The sequence below is a fragment of the Glaciecola sp. SC05 genome, from assembly GCF_041380235.1.
Lineage (GTDB): Bacteria > Pseudomonadota > Gammaproteobacteria > Enterobacterales > Alteromonadaceae > Glaciecola.
Map to the genome: position 1 here is coordinate 1 of NZ_JBGIYY010000002.1, position 18,064 is coordinate 18,064.

Annotated in this window: 18 protein-coding genes and 1 pseudogene; 14 read left to right on the plus strand and 5 right to left on the minus strand. The window is 42.5% G+C overall.

From position 1 onward, the window contains the following. Positions 1-40 precede the first annotated feature (40 nt). From AB9H30_RS01730 to istB, 6 genes are all read left to right on the plus strand, one after another. Complete coding sequence (locus tag AB9H30_RS01730; protein ID WP_371192903.1) at positions 41-379, plus strand: hypothetical protein; 339 nt, start codon at positions 41-43, stop codon at positions 377-379. A 396-nt stretch (positions 380-775) separates the two neighbouring features. Beyond that, a complete protein-coding gene (locus AB9H30_RS01735; protein ID WP_371192904.1) occupies positions 776-1,102 on the plus strand; it encodes a hypothetical protein in 327 nt (108 codons plus the stop codon). 85 nt (positions 1,103-1,187) lie between these two features. After that, entirely contained in the window at positions 1,188-1,538 is a 351-nt protein-coding gene (locus tag AB9H30_RS01740; protein WP_371192905.1) for a hypothetical protein, read from the plus strand. Positions 1,539-1,662: 124 nt separating this feature from the next. Then, positions 1,663-2,154: a hypothetical protein gene (locus AB9H30_RS01745; protein ID WP_371192906.1), complete on the plus strand. Its 492-nt coding sequence runs from the start codon at positions 1,663-1,665 to the stop codon at positions 2,152-2,154. 285 nt (positions 2,155-2,439) lie between these two features. Continuing rightward, positions 2,440-3,933: an IS21 family transposase gene (gene istA / locus AB9H30_RS01750; RefSeq protein WP_371192907.1), complete on the plus strand. Its 1,494-nt coding sequence runs from the start codon at positions 2,440-2,442 to the stop codon at positions 3,931-3,933. Then, positions 3,926-4,678: an IS21-like element helper ATPase IstB gene (istB, locus tag AB9H30_RS01755; RefSeq protein ID WP_371192908.1), complete on the plus strand. Its 753-nt coding sequence runs from the start codon at positions 3,926-3,928 to the stop codon at positions 4,676-4,678. Before istA ends, istB begins: the two co-directional genes overlap by 8 nt. A 277-nt stretch (positions 4,679-4,955) precedes the next feature. Here istB and AB9H30_RS01760 read toward each other — a convergent pair. Continuing rightward, positions 4,956-5,825 (minus strand): annotated as a pseudogene (locus tag AB9H30_RS01760) (IS110 family transposase); the annotation flags it as partial. A 215-nt stretch (positions 5,826-6,040) separates the two neighbouring features. Here AB9H30_RS01760 and AB9H30_RS01765 point away from each other — a divergent pair. The 5 genes from AB9H30_RS01765 (at position 6,041) to AB9H30_RS01785 (ending at position 8,118) form a co-directional block, all read left to right on the plus strand. Next, entirely contained in the window at positions 6,041-6,283 is a 243-nt protein-coding gene (locus AB9H30_RS01765; protein ID WP_371192909.1) for a type II toxin-antitoxin system Phd/YefM family antitoxin, read from the plus strand. Continuing rightward, on the plus strand, positions 6,280-6,543 hold the full coding sequence (locus AB9H30_RS01770; RefSeq protein WP_371193191.1) for a Txe/YoeB family addiction module toxin: 264 nt from the start codon (positions 6,280-6,282) through the stop codon (positions 6,541-6,543). Before AB9H30_RS01765 ends, AB9H30_RS01770 begins: the two co-directional genes overlap by 4 nt. A gap of 36 nt (positions 6,544-6,579) precedes the next feature. Next, entirely contained in the window at positions 6,580-7,152 is a 573-nt protein-coding gene (locus AB9H30_RS01775; RefSeq protein ID WP_371192910.1) for a helix-turn-helix domain-containing protein, read from the plus strand. Positions 7,153-7,425: 273 nt separating this feature from the next. Continuing rightward, positions 7,426-7,626 carry an addiction module protein gene (locus AB9H30_RS01780; protein ID WP_371192911.1) on the plus strand — a complete coding sequence of 67 codons (201 nt, stop codon included), beginning with the start codon at positions 7,426-7,428 and terminating at the stop codon, positions 7,624-7,626. A 90-nt stretch (positions 7,627-7,716) separates the two neighbouring features. Continuing rightward, positions 7,717-8,118 (plus strand): hypothetical protein, encoded by a 402-nt coding sequence (locus tag AB9H30_RS01785; protein ID WP_371192912.1) that lies wholly within the window; start codon positions 7,717-7,719, stop codon positions 8,116-8,118. Positions 8,119-8,212: 94 nt separating this feature from the next. On the opposite strand, the gene AB9H30_RS01790 is transcribed toward AB9H30_RS01785, so the two are convergent. The 3 genes from AB9H30_RS01790 to AB9H30_RS01800 form a co-directional block, all read right to left on the minus strand. Continuing rightward, on the minus strand, positions 8,213-9,316 hold the full coding sequence (locus tag AB9H30_RS01790) for a glutathione S-transferase family protein (RefSeq protein ID WP_371192913.1): 1,104 nt from the start codon (positions 9,314-9,316) through the stop codon (positions 8,213-8,215). A gap of 114 nt (positions 9,317-9,430) precedes the next feature. Continuing rightward, positions 9,431-10,615, minus strand: a complete 1,185-nt coding sequence (locus tag AB9H30_RS01795) for an aminotransferase class V-fold PLP-dependent enzyme (RefSeq protein ID WP_371192914.1) — start codon at positions 10,613-10,615, stop codon at positions 9,431-9,433. Between the two features lie 33 nt (positions 10,616-10,648). Then, complete coding sequence (locus AB9H30_RS01800; RefSeq protein ID WP_371193192.1) at positions 10,649-11,365, minus strand: tryptophan 2,3-dioxygenase family protein; 717 nt, start codon at positions 11,363-11,365, stop codon at positions 10,649-10,651. A 247-nt stretch (positions 11,366-11,612) separates the two neighbouring features. On the opposite strand from AB9H30_RS01800, the gene AB9H30_RS01805 reads away from it, so the two are divergent. The 3 genes from AB9H30_RS01805 to AB9H30_RS01815 all read left to right on the plus strand — a co-directional run bounded on the left by AB9H30_RS01805 (position 11,613) and on the right by AB9H30_RS01815 (position 16,759). Beyond that, positions 11,613-12,071, plus strand: a complete 459-nt coding sequence (locus AB9H30_RS01805; protein WP_371192915.1) for an Lrp/AsnC family transcriptional regulator — start codon at positions 11,613-11,615, stop codon at positions 12,069-12,071. Positions 12,072-12,404: 333 nt separating this feature from the next. Continuing rightward, the gene (locus AB9H30_RS01810) at positions 12,405-13,592 is read left to right on the plus strand and encodes an efflux RND transporter periplasmic adaptor subunit (RefSeq protein ID WP_371192916.1); all 1,188 of its coding nucleotides are present in this window, start codon (positions 12,405-12,407) and stop codon (positions 13,590-13,592) included. Continuing rightward, complete coding sequence (locus AB9H30_RS01815; protein ID WP_371192917.1) at positions 13,589-16,759, plus strand: efflux RND transporter permease subunit; 3,171 nt, start codon at positions 13,589-13,591, stop codon at positions 16,757-16,759. The genes AB9H30_RS01810 and AB9H30_RS01815 overlap by 4 nt, the downstream gene beginning before the upstream one ends. Positions 16,760-16,903: 144 nt before the next feature. Here the strand turns inward: AB9H30_RS01815 and AB9H30_RS01820 are convergent, their stop codons facing one another. Further along, positions 16,904-17,905, minus strand: a complete 1,002-nt coding sequence (locus AB9H30_RS01820; protein ID WP_371192918.1) for a GlxA family transcriptional regulator — start codon at positions 17,903-17,905, stop codon at positions 16,904-16,906. Positions 17,906-18,064 lie beyond the last annotated feature (159 nt).

Below are 18,064 nucleotides of genomic sequence, written 5' to 3' on the forward strand. Positions count from 1 at the left end.
GCAAAAAGAATACTAAAGCGTTATATGACAAGGAGACTGTGTGGATAAGGACGATATCGAAATCATGCTAGAGCAAATTGCTAGAAACCACGTAGCAACAATAAATCTATCTTACATCTTGGGAAAATTAGTACCGGTAGAAGATAGGAAAGTCTTTGGGCCAATGTTAAAAGAATTGTTAAAGAGTAATTATGATCTACAACATCAAATTGGTTGGAAATTCCCTGAATTGCATCCTGATTATCTTGGGCTAGAAAACTTCGCAGCTTTAAGAAAAAAGTATGAAATCCCAGAGTTGCCTGTAAAAATGCCAACTCAGGACGATATTGCCACTGCAAAAGAACAGTGGCAAAAAATTCAAAATCGGATTAAGAGGTAGTATGTCATATAACAAACGGTGAAGACGGTTATCTGTGAGAAGCCTCCAGCTATGCTTATGCAAGATGTTATATTGGCGCGTATGTTCAGGTTGCCATTTTTAGGTTAAAAGGAGTTTCAGCATGGAAAATTTGGGTTTTATTTTTGGAATTGTCGGCATGTCTATGGGTGTTACTGGGTTTGTTTTTTCAATAATTTCAATGAAAAGGATCGATAAACTCGAAAGCTTGCTAAAAGAGAACGATGTAATAAATAGTGATTTCAAATCGACTTAATTTGGTTCTATTGTTATTGCGCTTGAATTCAGCGCAATGGCATTATAACCAACAGTTGAAGATGTATAAAAACAAGAACGGATTTTACTGCTCAACTCAGTATTATATTTCAAGGAGGAAAAATGAAGCCTTTAATCTTTTTTTATAAAAATCCACTAACTTGGATTGTTGTTTTGCTTCTTTTGCAGGTATGGGTAGCGGTTGTATTAACTCCAAACTCTGAACAATCACATGCTCAAAACAACTTCTATGATGAAGTATTGATGTTGGCAGATGGAAACGTTGAGCTTACAGAATTTATAGAAAGTCAAAATCTCAGATTAAAAAAACAAGAAGATGTAATTGTTGCTCTCACAGATATGCAAAAGTATTTAGGAGGACTGGCGGCTATATTCATATTTTTATTTTTGCTCCTGCAATATATTAAAGAGCGGAAGAATCAGCAATGAAATATAACATTACGATGAATACGGATTTGTCAAAAAAAAAGCAGTACCAAACCGAATTTGTACGCTGTTATGTGTAAGGAGTGTTATGGGTGCAATTAGAGTTATATTGACTGCAATTTTTTCTATTTTTTCAGCTATTGGATTAGTGTCAGTAATCTTAAGTAAGGCTCCTTTGGGCTCGCTAATAATATGCTTGGCCTATGTTTTCACTGCAATGGCGTTAAACAGAAAAGGTGGCATTTTCATTCGATATATTGGTTACATTACTAGTTTTATTTTAAGTATAGGTATCATTGGGGCTATTTATGCAGCTATTTTACCTTTACTTGGTTCAACGTTTGAGCCATTACTATTTGGCTCAAGCTTAGTTATCGGTGTTATTGGGGTCACAACCTTTTTCTTACTAAAGAAAAGAGCTAGTGATGTAGAAGTTTAGACATAACCACCAATTTAATTCACTCCCGTTGGTCGCTGGGACACATAAACAGTTCGCCTTCGGCTATTATGCGCACCAAGTATGTGCCCGTTAATTAGGTGTTGAGTACTAAAGAGAGTTCAGTGTGAAAACTAAATATTTGATTTTGGCGCTTGGCCTTGTTTTTCAAGCATCGGCTCATTCTGCAAGCTTCACTGCTAAAGGTGAAGTTGTTGCATCATCAACGTCTGTTAAAACAATTGATTGCGACATATATAAAGTTGATTTAGTGCATGAAAGTTTCCCTTTAAAATTTGAAAACTATGTTCCAAGTGAGTTTAGGGTAGACGGTTTTTATGGCTCATCTACAACAATATCTAAGCAAGCCATTATTCAACCAGCCGGACTTGTTGTCCCAAATCCAAATGATATTGACGAACTTAAAAATCTATATCTAGAGGGTAGGACTTATTTGGCTGGATCTGCGGTTTGCCAAGGGTCTCTGCTTATTGTTTCATATTGGTCTGGTGGTAACTGCTCACAATGTGAAGCTTTCGTTTCATTTGAATATTCTGACTCAAAGTTGTCAAACCCTAAAATAGTGACTTATCGTGAGTTTAAGTCCTTATCGAAATAACATAGATAACACATATGAGCCGATCTCCTGTCAACAGCCATAAAACATTTTTTTGACCGCGTCAGCGGTCAAATCTAAATCAATCAGCAAAAGCGCTTACTTCGTCTGTCATGTAGCTGTTAAGTCAATCGCTTACAGCAAACACATATATGACTAGCCGGTTACCGGGATCTCTTATTGCGGTCTCACCGCTGTATTAAGCGACAATATCCTTGACCACTCAGCGTCAATCAACTTGACCGGTCGATCTGTTAAGGTTCGTCACTGAAATTCGGAGGGAATTCAGTGTCGGGTAAATACATTACAGACAGACAAATCAGGTTATATATGACATTGCGAGAAACGAGTTTACAAGAAGTAGCTGCTGCGAAGGCTGGCATATCTGTCAGCAGTGCGGGCCGAATAGATAATGGACGACACCAGCTAAAGCAAACTAAAACGCGTCGGCGAACAAGAGTTGATCCACTTATTCCCATTTGGGATTCAGTCGTGTTGCCACTTTTAAAGGAAGATCCCGAGATCACGCCCATTGGTATTTTCGACCATTTATGTGAAAGCCATAGCGATAAGTTTAGCTCATCATCTAGGCGCACTTTAGAGCGCCGAATTAAGCAGTGGCGACATTTACATGGGGCAAATAAAGATGTCGTGTTTATGCAGGAACACCCGCTTGGTAAGCTAGGCATATGTGATTTCACCCATGTTAAAAGCCCTGTAACAATTAATCTTAGGCCTTTTAAGCACATGCTGTTTAACTATCGCCTAGTATCTAGTGGATGGGTATACACTCAAGTGACGTATGGTGGCGAAAGCTTCGCTGCATTCTCTGATGGTCTGCAAAACGCATTTGCTAAGAGCAAAGGTGTGCCACGAGAGGTGCGTACGGATAGTTTAAGTGCTGCCTATAAGAATAGTGGAGCCGCTGAGGACTTTACCGCGCGGTATCAAGAGCTCATCGCACATTATGGTTTTATTGCCACACGCAACAACACCGGTGTTGCTCATGAGAATGGTGCGATTGAATCTCCCAATCGTCATATTAAAGCACAGCTTGAGCAAGCTTTAAAAATCCGAGGCTCATACGATTTTAATTGTCGCGCTGATTATGAAGCATTCGTGCAAACGACAATTAACCGCCGCAACAAGCGCATTGCTAACAAATTCAAAGAAGAGCAGCGACAATTACAATCACTACCGAGCCATAAGAGCGTCAATTACTCGCAAGAGTATGTGCGCGTCTCGCGCACAAGCACCATTAATGTTAAGCGAGTGATGTACACCGTGCCATCGCGCTTAGTCGATAGCCGATTGCGCATACACATTTATGACGACCATATTGATTTATTTGTAGGCTGTGAGCTGACATATCGCTTAGAGCGGATTTATGCGCCGGGCGCGACGCGTAAACGTAGCGTCAATTACAAACATGTTATTGACGCGCTGGTCAAAAAGCCACGCGCCTTTAGATGCTCTCAATGGCGCGATGAGCTTCTGCCTAACGAGGATTATCGGACAATATGGGCATACGTGGATGCCACAATGAGAGCCGATGATGCCAGTCATTACATGGTTAGAGTGTTGCATTTAGCCGGTAAGGCAGATAATGAAATGCGGCTAGGGCGTTTTATTACCGGCCAACTAAGACAAGGTCGACTCCCTAGTCTGTTTGACTGCCAAGAGCGCTTTGACATCAAGCCAAAAGACATCCCTAACATTGATGTGATGCAGCACGAACTATCGCAGTACCAATCACTAATCCCGGGAGGTCGCCATGGATAATGCTGCTGCATCTCTGCCTTTAATGTTGAAAAAGTTACGCCTGAGCGCCTTTAGAGAGCAGTGGAAAACCATCGCAGATAAAGCGCTGCACGACCAATGGCGACCTGAGCAATACCTTAGTGAGCTATGTCATATCGAGCTGGCAAGTCGCACAGACAAGCGACAAATGCGCTACATAAAAGAATCACAACTGCCCTCAGGCAAGCACTTAGGTGGCTTCGACTTCACGTCGATTGAGGGAGTGAATAAAGCTAGGATGTATGAGCTTAGTGATAATCATGATTGGGTGAGTCAGGGTGCTAATTTACTCTTGTTCGGCGCAAGTGGTGTAGGTAAAACCCATCTCGCAAGTAGTCTAGGATATAGCCTAATTGAAGCTGGTATCCGCGTGAAGTTCTACTCTGCCAGTGCCTTGGTGCAGCATCTGCAAGAAGCAAAGAAATTGCTCAAACTACAAGATGCGCTGAATAAATTAGATAAATACCAAGCACTTATCGTCGATGATATCGGTTATGTCAAAAAGACAGAGCAAGAAACTAGCGTGCTGTTCGAACTAATTGCGCATCGTTATGAAAGGCACAGCTTAATCATTACTTCAAACCAATCGTTCGAGGATTGGGATGAGTTGTTTACAGACACCACAATGACCGTGGCGGCCATTGATAGACTTGTTCATCACGCTCATATTGTTCAATTAGTAGGAGAAAGTTACAGAAGAAAAACAGCGATGAAAGACGAGAAATAAAACGGTGGCAACCGGTCAAGTTAATTGCCGCTGACCGGTCAAGGAGATTGACGCGCTATACCGCTGCCAGCGTTGTTCTCAATCCATTAAGGGTGACTGGGTCACTAGACATTTATCGGTTAACCCTGAGATGGCACTAATCAAATAGAAGGCGCTTTTTGCACAGTTAGGTACAGGTGTTTAGAAGTTCACTTCAGGTTATTCTCTGCCATATTCATGCTCGCACGTTGGTGTTAACCAAGACTAGTTATGTGTTGAGCTCACCCAGTTGCGCGACTTACTCGTTTAAAAATCGTGATTCATCGAACACCGTCTTATTTTTAAGTATGAAGTAAACACACCTCCCTAACTTGTGTGCAAGGGCAGATAATGCTTTAGCTTTACTAATGCGTTTTTGTAATTTGTTAAGGTAGTTGCGTGCTTTGTCGTTGCCGCGTAAATACAACACTGCCGCTTCAGAGAATGCCCATTTAAGATGTGCATTGCCTATCTTATTACCTTGGGTCCATAGGTTTTGCCTGCCGATTCAGCTTTGCATTTTACGAGTCTAGAATAAGAGGCAAAGCGTTGAACCGAGTCGAACCTATCAATATCTCCAATCTCATAAAGAATAGTCAGTGAGAGTATGCGCCCGACACCAGGAATAGTCTTTAATAGGTTAAGAAAAGCAGGATTATGCTGGCGCGCCTGCGCCAGAATGAAGTGTTCAACCTTGGATATTTCTCGAGCGTAGAAGTCGAGTATATTCATGTCTAGGTCAATATTGCGTTGGACAATGGGGTCATCATAACTGTGTTTTAGCACTTCTCTAGCAGATACATTTTTCAAATTAACCTGCATGGGCGGCAAATTATATTGGCTATTCGTATTAACGACATGACCTTTGAGCATAGCGCCATGGCGAACAATCTTTGTGCGCCTGCGTAATAAGTCCCGCGTAGCGCGCATCTCTTTTTTATAATGAAAAGCGATAGGGAAATTACCGCCACGTAAAAGCTTGGCAATTTTAAGTGAATCGACCTTATCATTCTTGGTTTTACCACCGTGAATGGCTTTCATGTAAAGGGCGTGGCCGAGCACAAAATCGATGTTGTTATCGTCACACCAATCCGCTACCGGTGACCGGCCCAGCCAAATACCAGCAATGTGCGTTATTATAAAATCTCATTGAGTTTTCTCCATTTTGGTTTTGGCGAACTCAAGCATACCGAAAATTTCAGTTGCGTAGGAGGAGGCTCAATGAGTATCAAATCAATGAAGACGGACGTTCGCAAAGAACGCGACCGCCGCTTAAGTGGGTGTTAGCAGTGCAATATTTGACATTGCGTGCGGTTAAGCGTACGCTTTTGGCTGGAGGTACTTATGACTACATTAACTGCAACAGAAGCTCGTGCTAATTTATATCGTGTGATAGATGAAACTGCTGAATCTCATATTCCAGTGAGGATAACGAGTAAACGAAATAACGCTGTTCTACTCTCTGAAAAAGATTGGGATGCAATTCAAGAGACCTTATATCTATTGTCGGTGCAAGGAATGCGCGCAACAATAAAAGAGGGATTAGAAACTGATATATCAGATTGTTCAGAGGATTTAGATTGGTGACATGGAAAGTTGTCTATACTAACCAAGCACAAAAAGATGCTAGGAAGTTAGTTAGTAGCGGTTTGAAAGATAAAGCCCAAGTCCTAATAAGTATAATTGAACAAGACCCATATACGACTCCACCTTCTTTTGAAAAACTAATCGGTGATCTCTCGGGTGCTTATTCTCGCAGGATTAATATACAACATAGATTGGTTTATCAAGTTTATGAGGATGAAAAAATAGTAAAGGTTCTAAGGCTATGGAGTCACTACGAGTAAATTGACTGCTAACAAAAAAAATGGTCTCAGGAAGAGTTGGCGACGGTAACAGGCCTCAGCCACAGAACTATCCAAAGAATAGAGAATTCTGGAAACGCCTCTTTAGAATCCAAGCGAGCACTGTCTGCGGCATTGGAAATGGATATTGATGAGCTAGAATTTGTACACCCCAATACAATTAATAAAAACAAACTCGTCAAAGTCAAACGATTTACAGTAAATATAGCATCAATTTTGTTTATTCCACTTGTTGTTTTCGTCACAGTATTTTTTATTAGAAACGTGCAGAATACGGCAAATTTCGAAATTGTAATTGCAAACCCCAATGATATTAGCTCTAAAATCTATAGCCTAAAATTTAAACAAGACAAAGCATCAATCATACAGGTGCGCAACGGATACAGTTTGGAAGTCGAACTCTTATCTGGTTTTACACCACGCTTAAAGGCGCAACTCTTTTACACAGATTCATCAGGCAAACGCTTGCTTCATACTAGTAATCGTTTAGGGACATATTTTTACCCAGTCAAATACGTAATTCGACAGGGCAACGAAGTATGTTATGAATCACCAATAAGTGACACTGGAGATGGATGTGCCGGCACGTAACAACCGAAATAATGGAATGTCTCTACCGTCGGACACACCGCTTTCAGCGATGCGTCGATTATTCGAGTGTTATCTGTTTATTTTAATACAAAGGATGTTCAAACCTTGTCACCTGTTTCGCAAGAAGCCGTAAAACAAACCGATAACGAGGACGTTCTACCTGACTGTAGTTCGCCTCATATCTATAATCGTTATGTGCTAATTGGTGCAGGTGTTTCATAGTGAAAATTGGCTTATACTTTAGAATATTTGGGCACTTTAATGGTGGGGCTAATGAAAATTGATTCTCTTACAACAAATGAAAAGATTGTTTTAGCGCAACAACTTTGGGATTCAGTCGCTGCGAATGAAGATTCTTTAGATGTCTCAACGAAGCAAAAATCTGAGTTAGACAGAAGAGTTGCGGAGTATGAATCTGATGGTAACAATGGTTCCTCTTGGGAATCTGTCAAATCGAGGATTCTTAATAAGTAATGTTTGAAAACGTAAGGATACGACCAAAGGCTGAATTAGACTTACAGGAAGCATATTCGTATTTTGAACTTAACTAGGTATTGAGCTATTATGCAAAATCCATTTCAACGCTTAGATAACGCACTTCGAAAAAGTCACGTGAATAAGCGGAATGAACCAAGTAAGTTTGTGGCAATGTACGAAATGATTACTTTTCTGCTAGTCATACCAAGTATTTTAGTTTTTCAAATTGGGTTTGTTTTCGTGGTAATTAACATCTGGATATCATCACAAATTGCGAAAAATAGGTTTGTCTTATCAGGTATTTCGATTGTTATTGTAAATTTATTAGCCTTGCCAGTGGCATACTTTTATTGGCTGGGCTTAAACGCCAATTTCAGTATAGTTGCCGGTGCAGCATTGTTTATTTCGCTATCACTTACCCTTGCTGGCTTAGTTGCCTTGTATACTCAAAAAACACGTCAAGAGCTGAGTAAAACTGCTAAAAAATAGAAGCGGACTCGTCAGTAAAAACTGCAATATGTTTCAATTCATATCAATGTATTTAGGTGGGGACAAGCGTCTGTGCTCAACATTAATTGTCGGGTCAACAGTCTGCGACAACCAGCACATTGTTTGTTCTGGTAACTCTGCGCTCAATAACAGTCTGCATTACCTCATAGCCTCCAAGCTCTTTTAAAAGTGGGTCTACCCTTTGCTTCTCATCGTCGCTCATTGCTTGGTAAACATCTAAAACGCGCTGTAGTTTCCATTGGCTAAATGTGCGTATCACACGTTTTTCAGTAACATTGCCAATTTGAAAGCTATGCTCGCCTAAAGCCCTTGGCAGTTTGCTGGCCTTCGGGTTTTGTTCAATCCATTCCTGAACATGTTTAGCCGTGTCTAACTGCACCGGCCAAAACTCTTTGAATTGCTGCTGCAATAATGGCAACAGTGTTTCAGGAATGCGATCATTTACGCACCATCTGCCTAGCTGAACGTTGTCTTGATTCATGCGTTCTACCCATTTCACTACATTTGGCGCAAGTCTCTTCATTAGTTTGCCAGATGCAGGGTCTCTATAAAGATGGGCATACATTGGACCGATTAAGCCAAAATCGCCAATGCAAGGCCGTGATCCCAATAAATAATCGTGCCTAGCAAAGTGGGCATCTAGCATAGGCAGTACTTCATTTTCGTACCAATTTTCAATAGCGGGGATGCTCTTTGGTGTTATCCCTAACATAGGCACAAAGCCTTTAAATTTAGCGCCGGCCTTTTTACCCATTATTCGCCTAACAAATGCCGGCATATAGGGCATCACGACTTTACCAAACTCTTCATAAATGAAAGGAAAATTGTCGTGGTTCCATCTATAGTGCATAGCAGGTAGCAGAAGCCATTCGTCGGCCCACATTTCAAATATGGCTGAAACTAAACGTTGTTTAGGGCCTTTTGGAACAGCAGAGCGCAGCGGAAATTCGGCTTCTAATGAATCCATAATAACCGAGGTGTCTTGGATGAATTTGTCGGTTGGGGTCCTCAATACGGGTATAAAGCGCACACCCGTTTTAGGAATAATGACCTTTTTATACACGCTTAGTGACGAAAACACTTCATCAAAGGGAATCTGCTTAAAGCGCAAATACGCACGGGTTTTGCCGGTATAGAGTGAGAGTGGGGCGCCGTAAAGGGTGTAATTATCAGGCATAATATCCGTTTCTTTTTTGAATGGGCCGCTGATACGAATTATGTTCTGAACTACCCAAAAAACTATTAAAGGCAATTGTTGAGCGGGCGACCTATATACGAATTTAGCTTGCTATTATGAATAGCAAGCTAGCGCTTTTGCAACATCAGTTTGATTATTAATCGCGCTAAACGATAACCTTACCACGCCATTGCGCTCATCAAATTTTATATTATGACCAGAAAACGTACTCTTTATTTTCGTCGCTTGGGATATCGGCATTGGCAAGCAAAGGGTTGCGGAGTGCTTAGGCTTATAGCTAGTAAAATTTATGGCAGAAGCATCAGCGCCCAATTTCAAAAGGCTTTGATAGTGCGCTGGTATCTCATGCTGATATTGCGATAAGAAGCCATGCATAAGCATCAGGTTATGCTCACGAAATGCCGCTGTGCCAAAACGATTATGCTGATGTATGGCGCTGGCTGCCATTACATATGGCGCAATGCTGGGTGTCCCGCCCCAAAAACGCATCACACCTTGTGCAGGACTAAAGTGTCTTATGTCGAACTCAAAGGGATTTTCGTGTGAAAACCATGCTAAATGTTCTGGCATGAGTTCATTGGCTTGTTCGCTGGGAATATATAAAAATGCCGCGCCTGGTCCGCCACTGAGCCATTTTACGCAAGATCCTACCACGCAATCGGCACGCCATTGGCTTAAACTGATGGGAATGATCCCAACCGACTGTGCGATATCTACTGCACCAAGTACAGCATTTGCTCTGGCAATCTTCAAGATAGCCTCGACATCGCTCAGATAACCGGTGTTTGAATGTGCATGCGTCACTAAGCATGCAAATACATCGGGTAATGCCAGTGCTGATGTCCAAGCATCTAAATCGTTGGCAGAGCTTGTGACAAAACGCAGTTCCAGGTCATACACATCGCAAAGCCCCTTGACGGCAAAACCAAGAGAGGCAAACGCATCTTGATGCATTAACACAACTCTGCGTTGTTTCGAGGGTCTATTTTTACTCACCGCGGCTAACCACTGGCTAAACGCAATCGACACCGAGGGTTGCGGGCAAAAGTCATTGGCATCTGCAGTGAGCAAGATGCCTAACTCATTATTAAAACGCGTAATTTGCTCAAGCCATGTGGGCCATGCATCACCACCTAGCGCCTGCCAAGGCGTCAAAAACTGTGTGTTTAAATCATCTTTAGCCGATTTGCACAGAGGGCCAACTGAATGAGCAAGGCAATAGACACCGTCTGGTTTTGCATAAGGCGCTGAGATATCAGCTACGCTAAATGTATTCATGGTCAGTCACTCGTTTTATGCACAACAAAAGCGTTACGATTTACCGCTTATAGATGGACGAACTTTACCATATTCGCTGCCCCATTTATTGGTCATATGATTACGGATATCCCATAATTTCGGGAAGAAGCGTTTTTTAGCGCCTTCCTGCAGAAGGTCAACAGGCCTGCCTTTTAATGAATCTGAGCCCAGGCCAATGGAGCGGTGAATTAAAAACAGATGGCGCCACCTAAATAATTGAAACAATTCATCGTATTCAATTAATGCCTCAGCCACGGTGTATTTCTCGTCGTGAGCATAATGTTCGTCGTAGATATCTTCTATGCTGATTTTACCTTCGTCTAAATAGTGGGTTTCAAAGGCTTTCCATAAATCATTTGGCAGCTTTAATAGCATTCTAAAACCGGGAGATTCTTGTCCACTGCCGTTGCCCAATTGTAGGCGAATTTGCTGATATTCTTTTGGCGACATAGTCTCTAATACCGCCAATTGGTCAACCATCATGCGCTGCAGGCGATGTACGCGGCCAAATAGGGTAATCACCCGGTGGCTTTGCTTTTGCTGCATGTACTCAATAATTTCGACTAGGGTGAAGGTCATCAGCTTCATCCACAGCTCTTCTACTTGATGCACAATTTGAAACTGCAGTTCGTCGGCGGTGGCTAACTCTTTTAGCGGCTTTTGGCAGCTCAGTAATTGATCACATTTAAGATAAACACCATAGTCGAGCATGTCGGGGTTTTCGATCATCGCGTAATAAGCGTCTCGCTTAGATATGGTCGTGCTCTTGCTCGAGGCAGCGTTGTTTTGTTTATTAAGATCGTTATCAAGCACAGGTATCACCTTTAATGAATATCTTGTGTATAGAGTATCGACTAATTTGAAAAAACATTGTTGCTTTTCTTTTTGGATAAACGTCGGTATAAAGAACATTAGTTACTTAGTTTCCTAGAAAAAGAAACGATGTTCTTTAATTGACATAGGCAATGGCAAAATAATGAAACTGAGCCCTCAAGACAAACACATACTCTCCTTACTTGAGCAGTCGGGGCGAATGTCCTTTTCAGAACTCGCTCAGCAAGTCGGACTGTCTAAAACGCCCTGTTGGAATCGCGTTAAGGCACTTCAAAAACAAGGTTTGATCACAGGTTATTCAGCGCAGTTAAGTTCAGAAAAATTAGGCTTAGAGATCCGTGCATTTGTGCACGTAATAGTTAACTTTGAAGCGTCGGATAAGTTTGAACATGCCGTGCTCAAACATCAAAATATTTTGCGCTGCGAGGCCGTAACAGGTGACTTTGACTATTTGCTAGAAGTGGTCGCAGCGAATATGCAGCGCCTAGACGTGTTGTTGCGACAAGAGCTGTCAAAACTGCCGGGGGTGGCACGTTTTAGTACATCCATATCCACCCGTGAAGTTAAGCATATTAGCGCCTATATGCCCTTAATAGACTAATTTGATTGGTCATCTACGTTAATCTGCAGCATTTGTGTAGCTAAGCTCGCTCAAATATTCCGTAAAACGATTTAACTTAAGGTGTGGTTCGCATCAAAGAGTATATGTCAGCAATAGCTAATAAGTGCAGTAAAACTAGGCTTTGTAGGCTTTAGGTTGAATAGACTTTTTTGTAGTATCGCCATGGATAGGCCGATTTCTTATTCGCTTGTAACATTTAGACACACTTTAGCGCACAAAATGAAGGATGTTTAATCATTCTAGGGGGGCTATACCATCAATAGGCGAGTATACTTAAGCAACAAGTAGCAAATTACATCACAAAGGTTTTTCATGGCTAGTGGCATCAAAAAAGTCGGCATCCCCATTATTATCATCTTAGGGGCGATAGCAATTGCCGTTATTTTTGTTATGAACAAAAGCAAACCAGAAAAGAAAGAGGTCGAAATACCTAAGTTTTTGGTTGATATAAAACCCATTGAATTTAACAACGTAGAATTTCTTGTTTACGCGCAAGGCCCTGTTCAACCCAAAAATCAAACCATGCTGAGCGCCCAAGTTAGCGGGCAAGTCGTTAGCATCGCTGATAAGTTTATAGAGGGTGGATTTTTCAAAGAGGGCGACGTGCTTGTTGAGATTGAGAGTGTTGATTACCAGACAGACTTATTACTAGCTGAAGCCGAAATAGCCAGAGCACAAGCAGCCTTAGACGAAGAAATTGCTCGTGGTCGTGTGGCTGCAAAAGAATGGAGTTCATTCAATTCGGGCGCGCCACCAGAGTTAGGCTTGCGTAAACCGCAGTTGGCTCGAGAGCAAGCTAATTTGAAAGCCGCACAGGCAAACCTGCAAAGAGCAAAACGTAATTTAGCCCGCACTAAAATTAGAGCACCGTACGATGGCTTGGTTAAAACCAGAGCAGTCGATTTAGGCCAGTTTTTACCAATGGGCGGTCAAATTGGTGAGGTTTTTTCTACGGATGTCGCGCAAGTTAGACTGCCCCTTACTGACGATGATGTTGCGTTTATCGGCAACTTAAACGAAAAACAACCTTTGGTAACACTTTCTGCCGATGTAGCCGGTAAAAAACACTTTTGGGAAGGCCGCTTAGTAAGAGACGAAGCGGTCTTAGATGATGCGCGAAGAGTCATCTATGGCGTGGTAGAAGTACAAGACCCATATTTATTAACTCAAGATCAAAACCATCAAAGCAGACTCAAATTTGGACGCTTTGTCGAAGCCTCGATTACGGGGATTCAAGCGAATAATGTTATTAAGCTGCCACGATTTGTGCTGAGACTAGACGGCACCATACTCACTGTTGACGAAAACATGTCTTTGAAAATAAATATTGTGGAAGTTATGCGAACCGACGAAGACTTTGTTTACATTGGTGGCGGGCTAAATCCGAATCATCAAGTGGTAATGAGCGCTGTATCTAACCCTTATGATGGCATGCCGGTCAGAACCCTTGCTGATAACAAACTGTCAGAAAACGACTCATCACAAGAGCGCAGCTTATGAGCGAACATATAGACACAAAAACAGGCATCATTTCTTGGTTTGCACGGAACTCAGTGGCGGCAAACCTGCTTATGTTTGCGATTATTGTTGGCGGGATTTTTGGTGTTTTTCGTGTGCAGAAGCAGGTCTTTCCACAGTTTATAATTAATAACGTCATTGTACAGGTGCCGTATTTGGGTGCCGCTCCTCAAGAAGTTGAAGAAGGTGTGGTCATTAAAATTGAAGAGGCCATTAAAAACCTTGAGGGGATCAAGAAAGTCACCTCGACAGCGCGAGAAGGTTTAGCCAGAGTCAGTATCGAAGTTGAAGATGGCTACGACGTTCAGAATATGCTCGATGAAGTAAAAGTACAGATAGATGCCATCCCTTCGTTGCCCGCGAATACCGAAAAACCGGTGGTGTTTAGGGTAAAAGTCCCGCAAGACGTCATGTGGATTTCGGTATACGGCAGTGTTGGCGAACGGCAATTAAAAGAAATGGCTAAATCAATCCGCGACGAAATTGCGAATTTGCCCGGGGTTTCAGATGTAACCGTTGCTGGTGCCAGAGACTACGAAGTTTCAATCGAAATTTCAGAAAACGATTTACAAGCCTTTAACTTGACCTTTGACGAGGTTGTAAGCGCCATCCGTGCCAGCAGCATCGACGTACCTGGCGGCTCCATAAAAGGTGAAAATGGCGATATTTTGCTGCGTGCAAAAGGTCAAGCTTACACCGCTTGGGAATATGCGAGTATTCCGCTCATCAATAGGCAAGACGGTACTCGATTACTGCTTGGAGACATCGCCAGTATTAATGATGGTTTTGTAGAAGAGCGTCAATTCTCTTTATTTGACGGTAACCCTGCGACCAGCATACGTGTGCGTGCAGTGGGTGACCAAAACGTGCTGCAGATCTCTAAAAATGTAAACGCATATTTAGAAAAAAAGCGCGCTGAACTGCCACCAAATGTGAGCGCAGAATCATGGGGAGATGCTTCGTTTTATTTAAGTGAACGCTTAAGCATGATGCTATGGAACATGGCTTTTGGCGCGGGCTTGGTGTTTTTAGTACTGTCTTTATTTCTAAAAATTAAATTGGCATTTTGGGTCATCGTTGGCCTGCCGGTGTGCTTTTTAGGCACTATTATGTTGATGCCGCTAGAGTACATTAACATATCCATCAACATGTTGAGTTTGTTCGGGTTTATTCTCGTGCTGGGGATAGTGGTAGATGACGCCATTATTATGGGGGAATCGGCATACTCAGAAATAGATAAAAGCGGCCACTCCCTCGATAACGTGATACGAGGCGTAAAACGGGTAGCAATGCCTGCGACCTTTGGGGTGTTAACCACCATTGCAGCATTTACACCCATGTTAATGGTATCGGGGACCTTTGGCGTAATTTGGAAAACCATCGGTTTAGTGGTTATTTTATGTTTAGTATTCTCGCTAATAGAATCGAAATTGATCTTGCCGGCGCATCTGGCCAATATGAAGGTTACGGCTTACGACCCGGATAAGACAAATTGGTTTCAAAAGAAGCGCGAAGCATTTAACCTTTTAGTAAAGAGCTTTATTGCGAATAAGTACGCGCCATTTTTAGTAAAAGCCATGAAGTATCGTTACACAACGTTGGCTAGTTTCCTTGGAGTGTTAATTATCACCGTCGGTCTGTTTGCTGGCGGCTTAGTCAGATTTGTATTTTTCCCGGATATTCCGTCAGATTTTATTATTGCTAACGTTGAGATGGAAGCAGGCAGCTCGCTTTCTCAGCGAGACCAGACCATTGAGACCATTATGCGCGCAGCGGTGGATATGAACAATGATATAGCAGACGAAACCGGTCAAGGTGTGATTAAGCACTATCTTGCTTTTGATGGTGGCGCGTTAGGCGGCTCGATTTTTATGGAGTTGTCTAAGGCCGAAGATCGAGAGCTGGATGGAAAGCAAATTGAAGAGCGCTGGCGTCAACAGATCCCAGAAATGGCGGGGGTACGCAGCTTGAGTATTGGCGGCGCTGGCGGTCCTGGCGGTGGAAATGATTTAGACTTTGAGTTTAGCTCTAGCAATATTCAAGAGCTTGCGGATGTTACTCTTGAGCTGCGCAGCTATTTAGAAGCTTATGCCGGCGTAAGTGAGATTAACGATACCTTTAGTGGCGGTAGCGACGAGATTAGACTAGAGGTTAAACCTCAAGCTGAAGCGCTGGGTATTTCATTGGCACAGTTGGCACAACAAGTTCGTTACGGCTTCTTCGGTGCTGAGGCGCAGCGCATTCAGCGTGAGGACGAAGAAGTAAAAGTGATGGTGCGTTACCCGCAAGACCAACGTAATTCTGTGGGTAACCTTGAGAATATGCGCGTTAGAGCGCCTAATGGCGACGACATTCCATTTAGCCAAGTGGCCGATATTCAGCTTTCAAAAGGTTATTCAAGCATTATCCGAGTAGATGGCGCTCGCTCTATCACGGTAACCGGCAAAATCAACAAAGAACTCATCGATCCCGGGGTGGTTGTTTCTGAGATCACCGATAATGTAATCCCCGAAATTCTATCTCGTTATCCGAATGTCACCTTCAAGCTTCAAGGTAATTCAAGAGAGCAGGGAGAGGCTATGATCTCTTTAGCCCAAGGATTTGCGTTAGCGATGCTGGCTATCTTTGCATTGATGGCAGTGCCTTTGAAGTCTTACTCACAGCCCTTAATTATTATGTCGGTCATCCCTTTTGGCATTGTAGGGGCCATTGTCGGTCATGTGGTATTGGGCATGGCAGTCAGTGTGCTGTCAATCTTAGGGATAATTGCGCTAGCGGGTGTGGTAGTCAATGATTCATTGATCATGGTGGACTTTGTTAACCGAGCGCGCCGCGAAGGTTACGCAATGATTGATGCTGTAGTAAACGCCGGTACCCAGCGTTTCAGAGCAATCGTACTTACATCATTAACGACATTTATGGGCTTGCTTCCAATCATATTTGAAAAGAGCTTACAGGCACAATTTATTATCCCAATGGCGACCTCTTTAGCCTTTGGTATTTTATTTGCCACGGTCATTACCTTGATTTTGGTTCCAGCGCTGTATTTAGTTTTAGATGATTTTAAGAATGCATTTAGAAGCAAAAAGCATCGCATCAATCCAAATTCCTCAGACATCAAAGAAGTAAAACTCGCGAGTGATAGCTGAGTGAGGGTAAAGTATTTGAGCACGTAACAGTTGCTTTAAAAATCAAAGGTCAGTTTATATAACTGGCCTTTTTTATATCACTTTGACGAACTTAAATGTTGCTGCTAAGGCAATCAAGAATGCAGCTAATAGCGCAAATATATGTTAAAAGTCAAAGTCTCTGTGAAACTTCGTTTTATATTGGGCTGGCGTTAAACCAGTGCTTTTTTTAAACAGTTTCGCAAACGAAGCAGCGTCTTCATATCCGACTTCTAAAGCGAGCGTTTGCGTGTGTTTGTGGCCACTTTCCAAAAGGCGTTTTGCCTGCTCTACGCGAATGGTTTGAATATACTCAATGGGCCGCATATGCACCCACTGTTGAAACTGCCGATTAAGCGTTCGGGTAGTAGTGTTAACCAGCTCGGCAAGTTCGCTCACTTTTAGAGCCATGCGATAGTTATCCTCAACATACTCCTGCACTTTGATAATGTGTGCTTGTTGATGCTGTTTTAACAAACGAATATTCGTAAAACCGCTCTGATTCGAGCGGTGCACATCAATAACATGCGCCTTGGCTACCTGATTGGCCACATCGCGCCCGCAGTAGCGCTCAATAAGCAGCAAACATAAGTCATGAAATGCAACCCCACCTCCTGCGCAATGTACTCGTCCAGATTGCGTGATCATTTGATTTATTTGCAGCTTAACCTGTGGAAACATCTTTGCGAATAAGGAGGCATAGCCCCAATGCGTTGTCGCGTTCAGCCCATCAAGAAGCCCAGCTTTTGCTAACAAAAACGCACCCGAGCAGTTGCTAGCAACATCGCAATCGCTTTGACTAATGCGAACTAAATGCGGCAATAATGCCTGATGCTGCTCTAATACTTTGTGAATAGAGCCTCCAATTGTTGGGATCAATAAGATATCGGTTTCGCTGATATCTTCGATGGCTTGATGGGCATTAAGCGTGAGTCGATTAATACATTCGATAGGGCGCTGGTTTAGTGTGGCTAAGCTAACGGTAAAGCGCTGCTGCGGCGGTAAATGATTAAAGCGTTGCCAAGAAACCCCAGCGAACGAAAACATGTCCATGGCCCCAGTGATGGCTGATGCTAAGGCGCCGTCAAAGCCAACAATGGTTACGTTATATGGTTTGTAGTAAGGCAAACTTGACCTCTTAGTTAAGATCTTAGGTAAATTCAACTGACAGACATGTATTCACTGAATAAATAGATGTCTTTTATCACCATAAGAATGGCATAAATGACACTAAAATGAAATATGTAAGCGCGTTAACATAGGTTTTAACAATTAAGTAAGCATCTA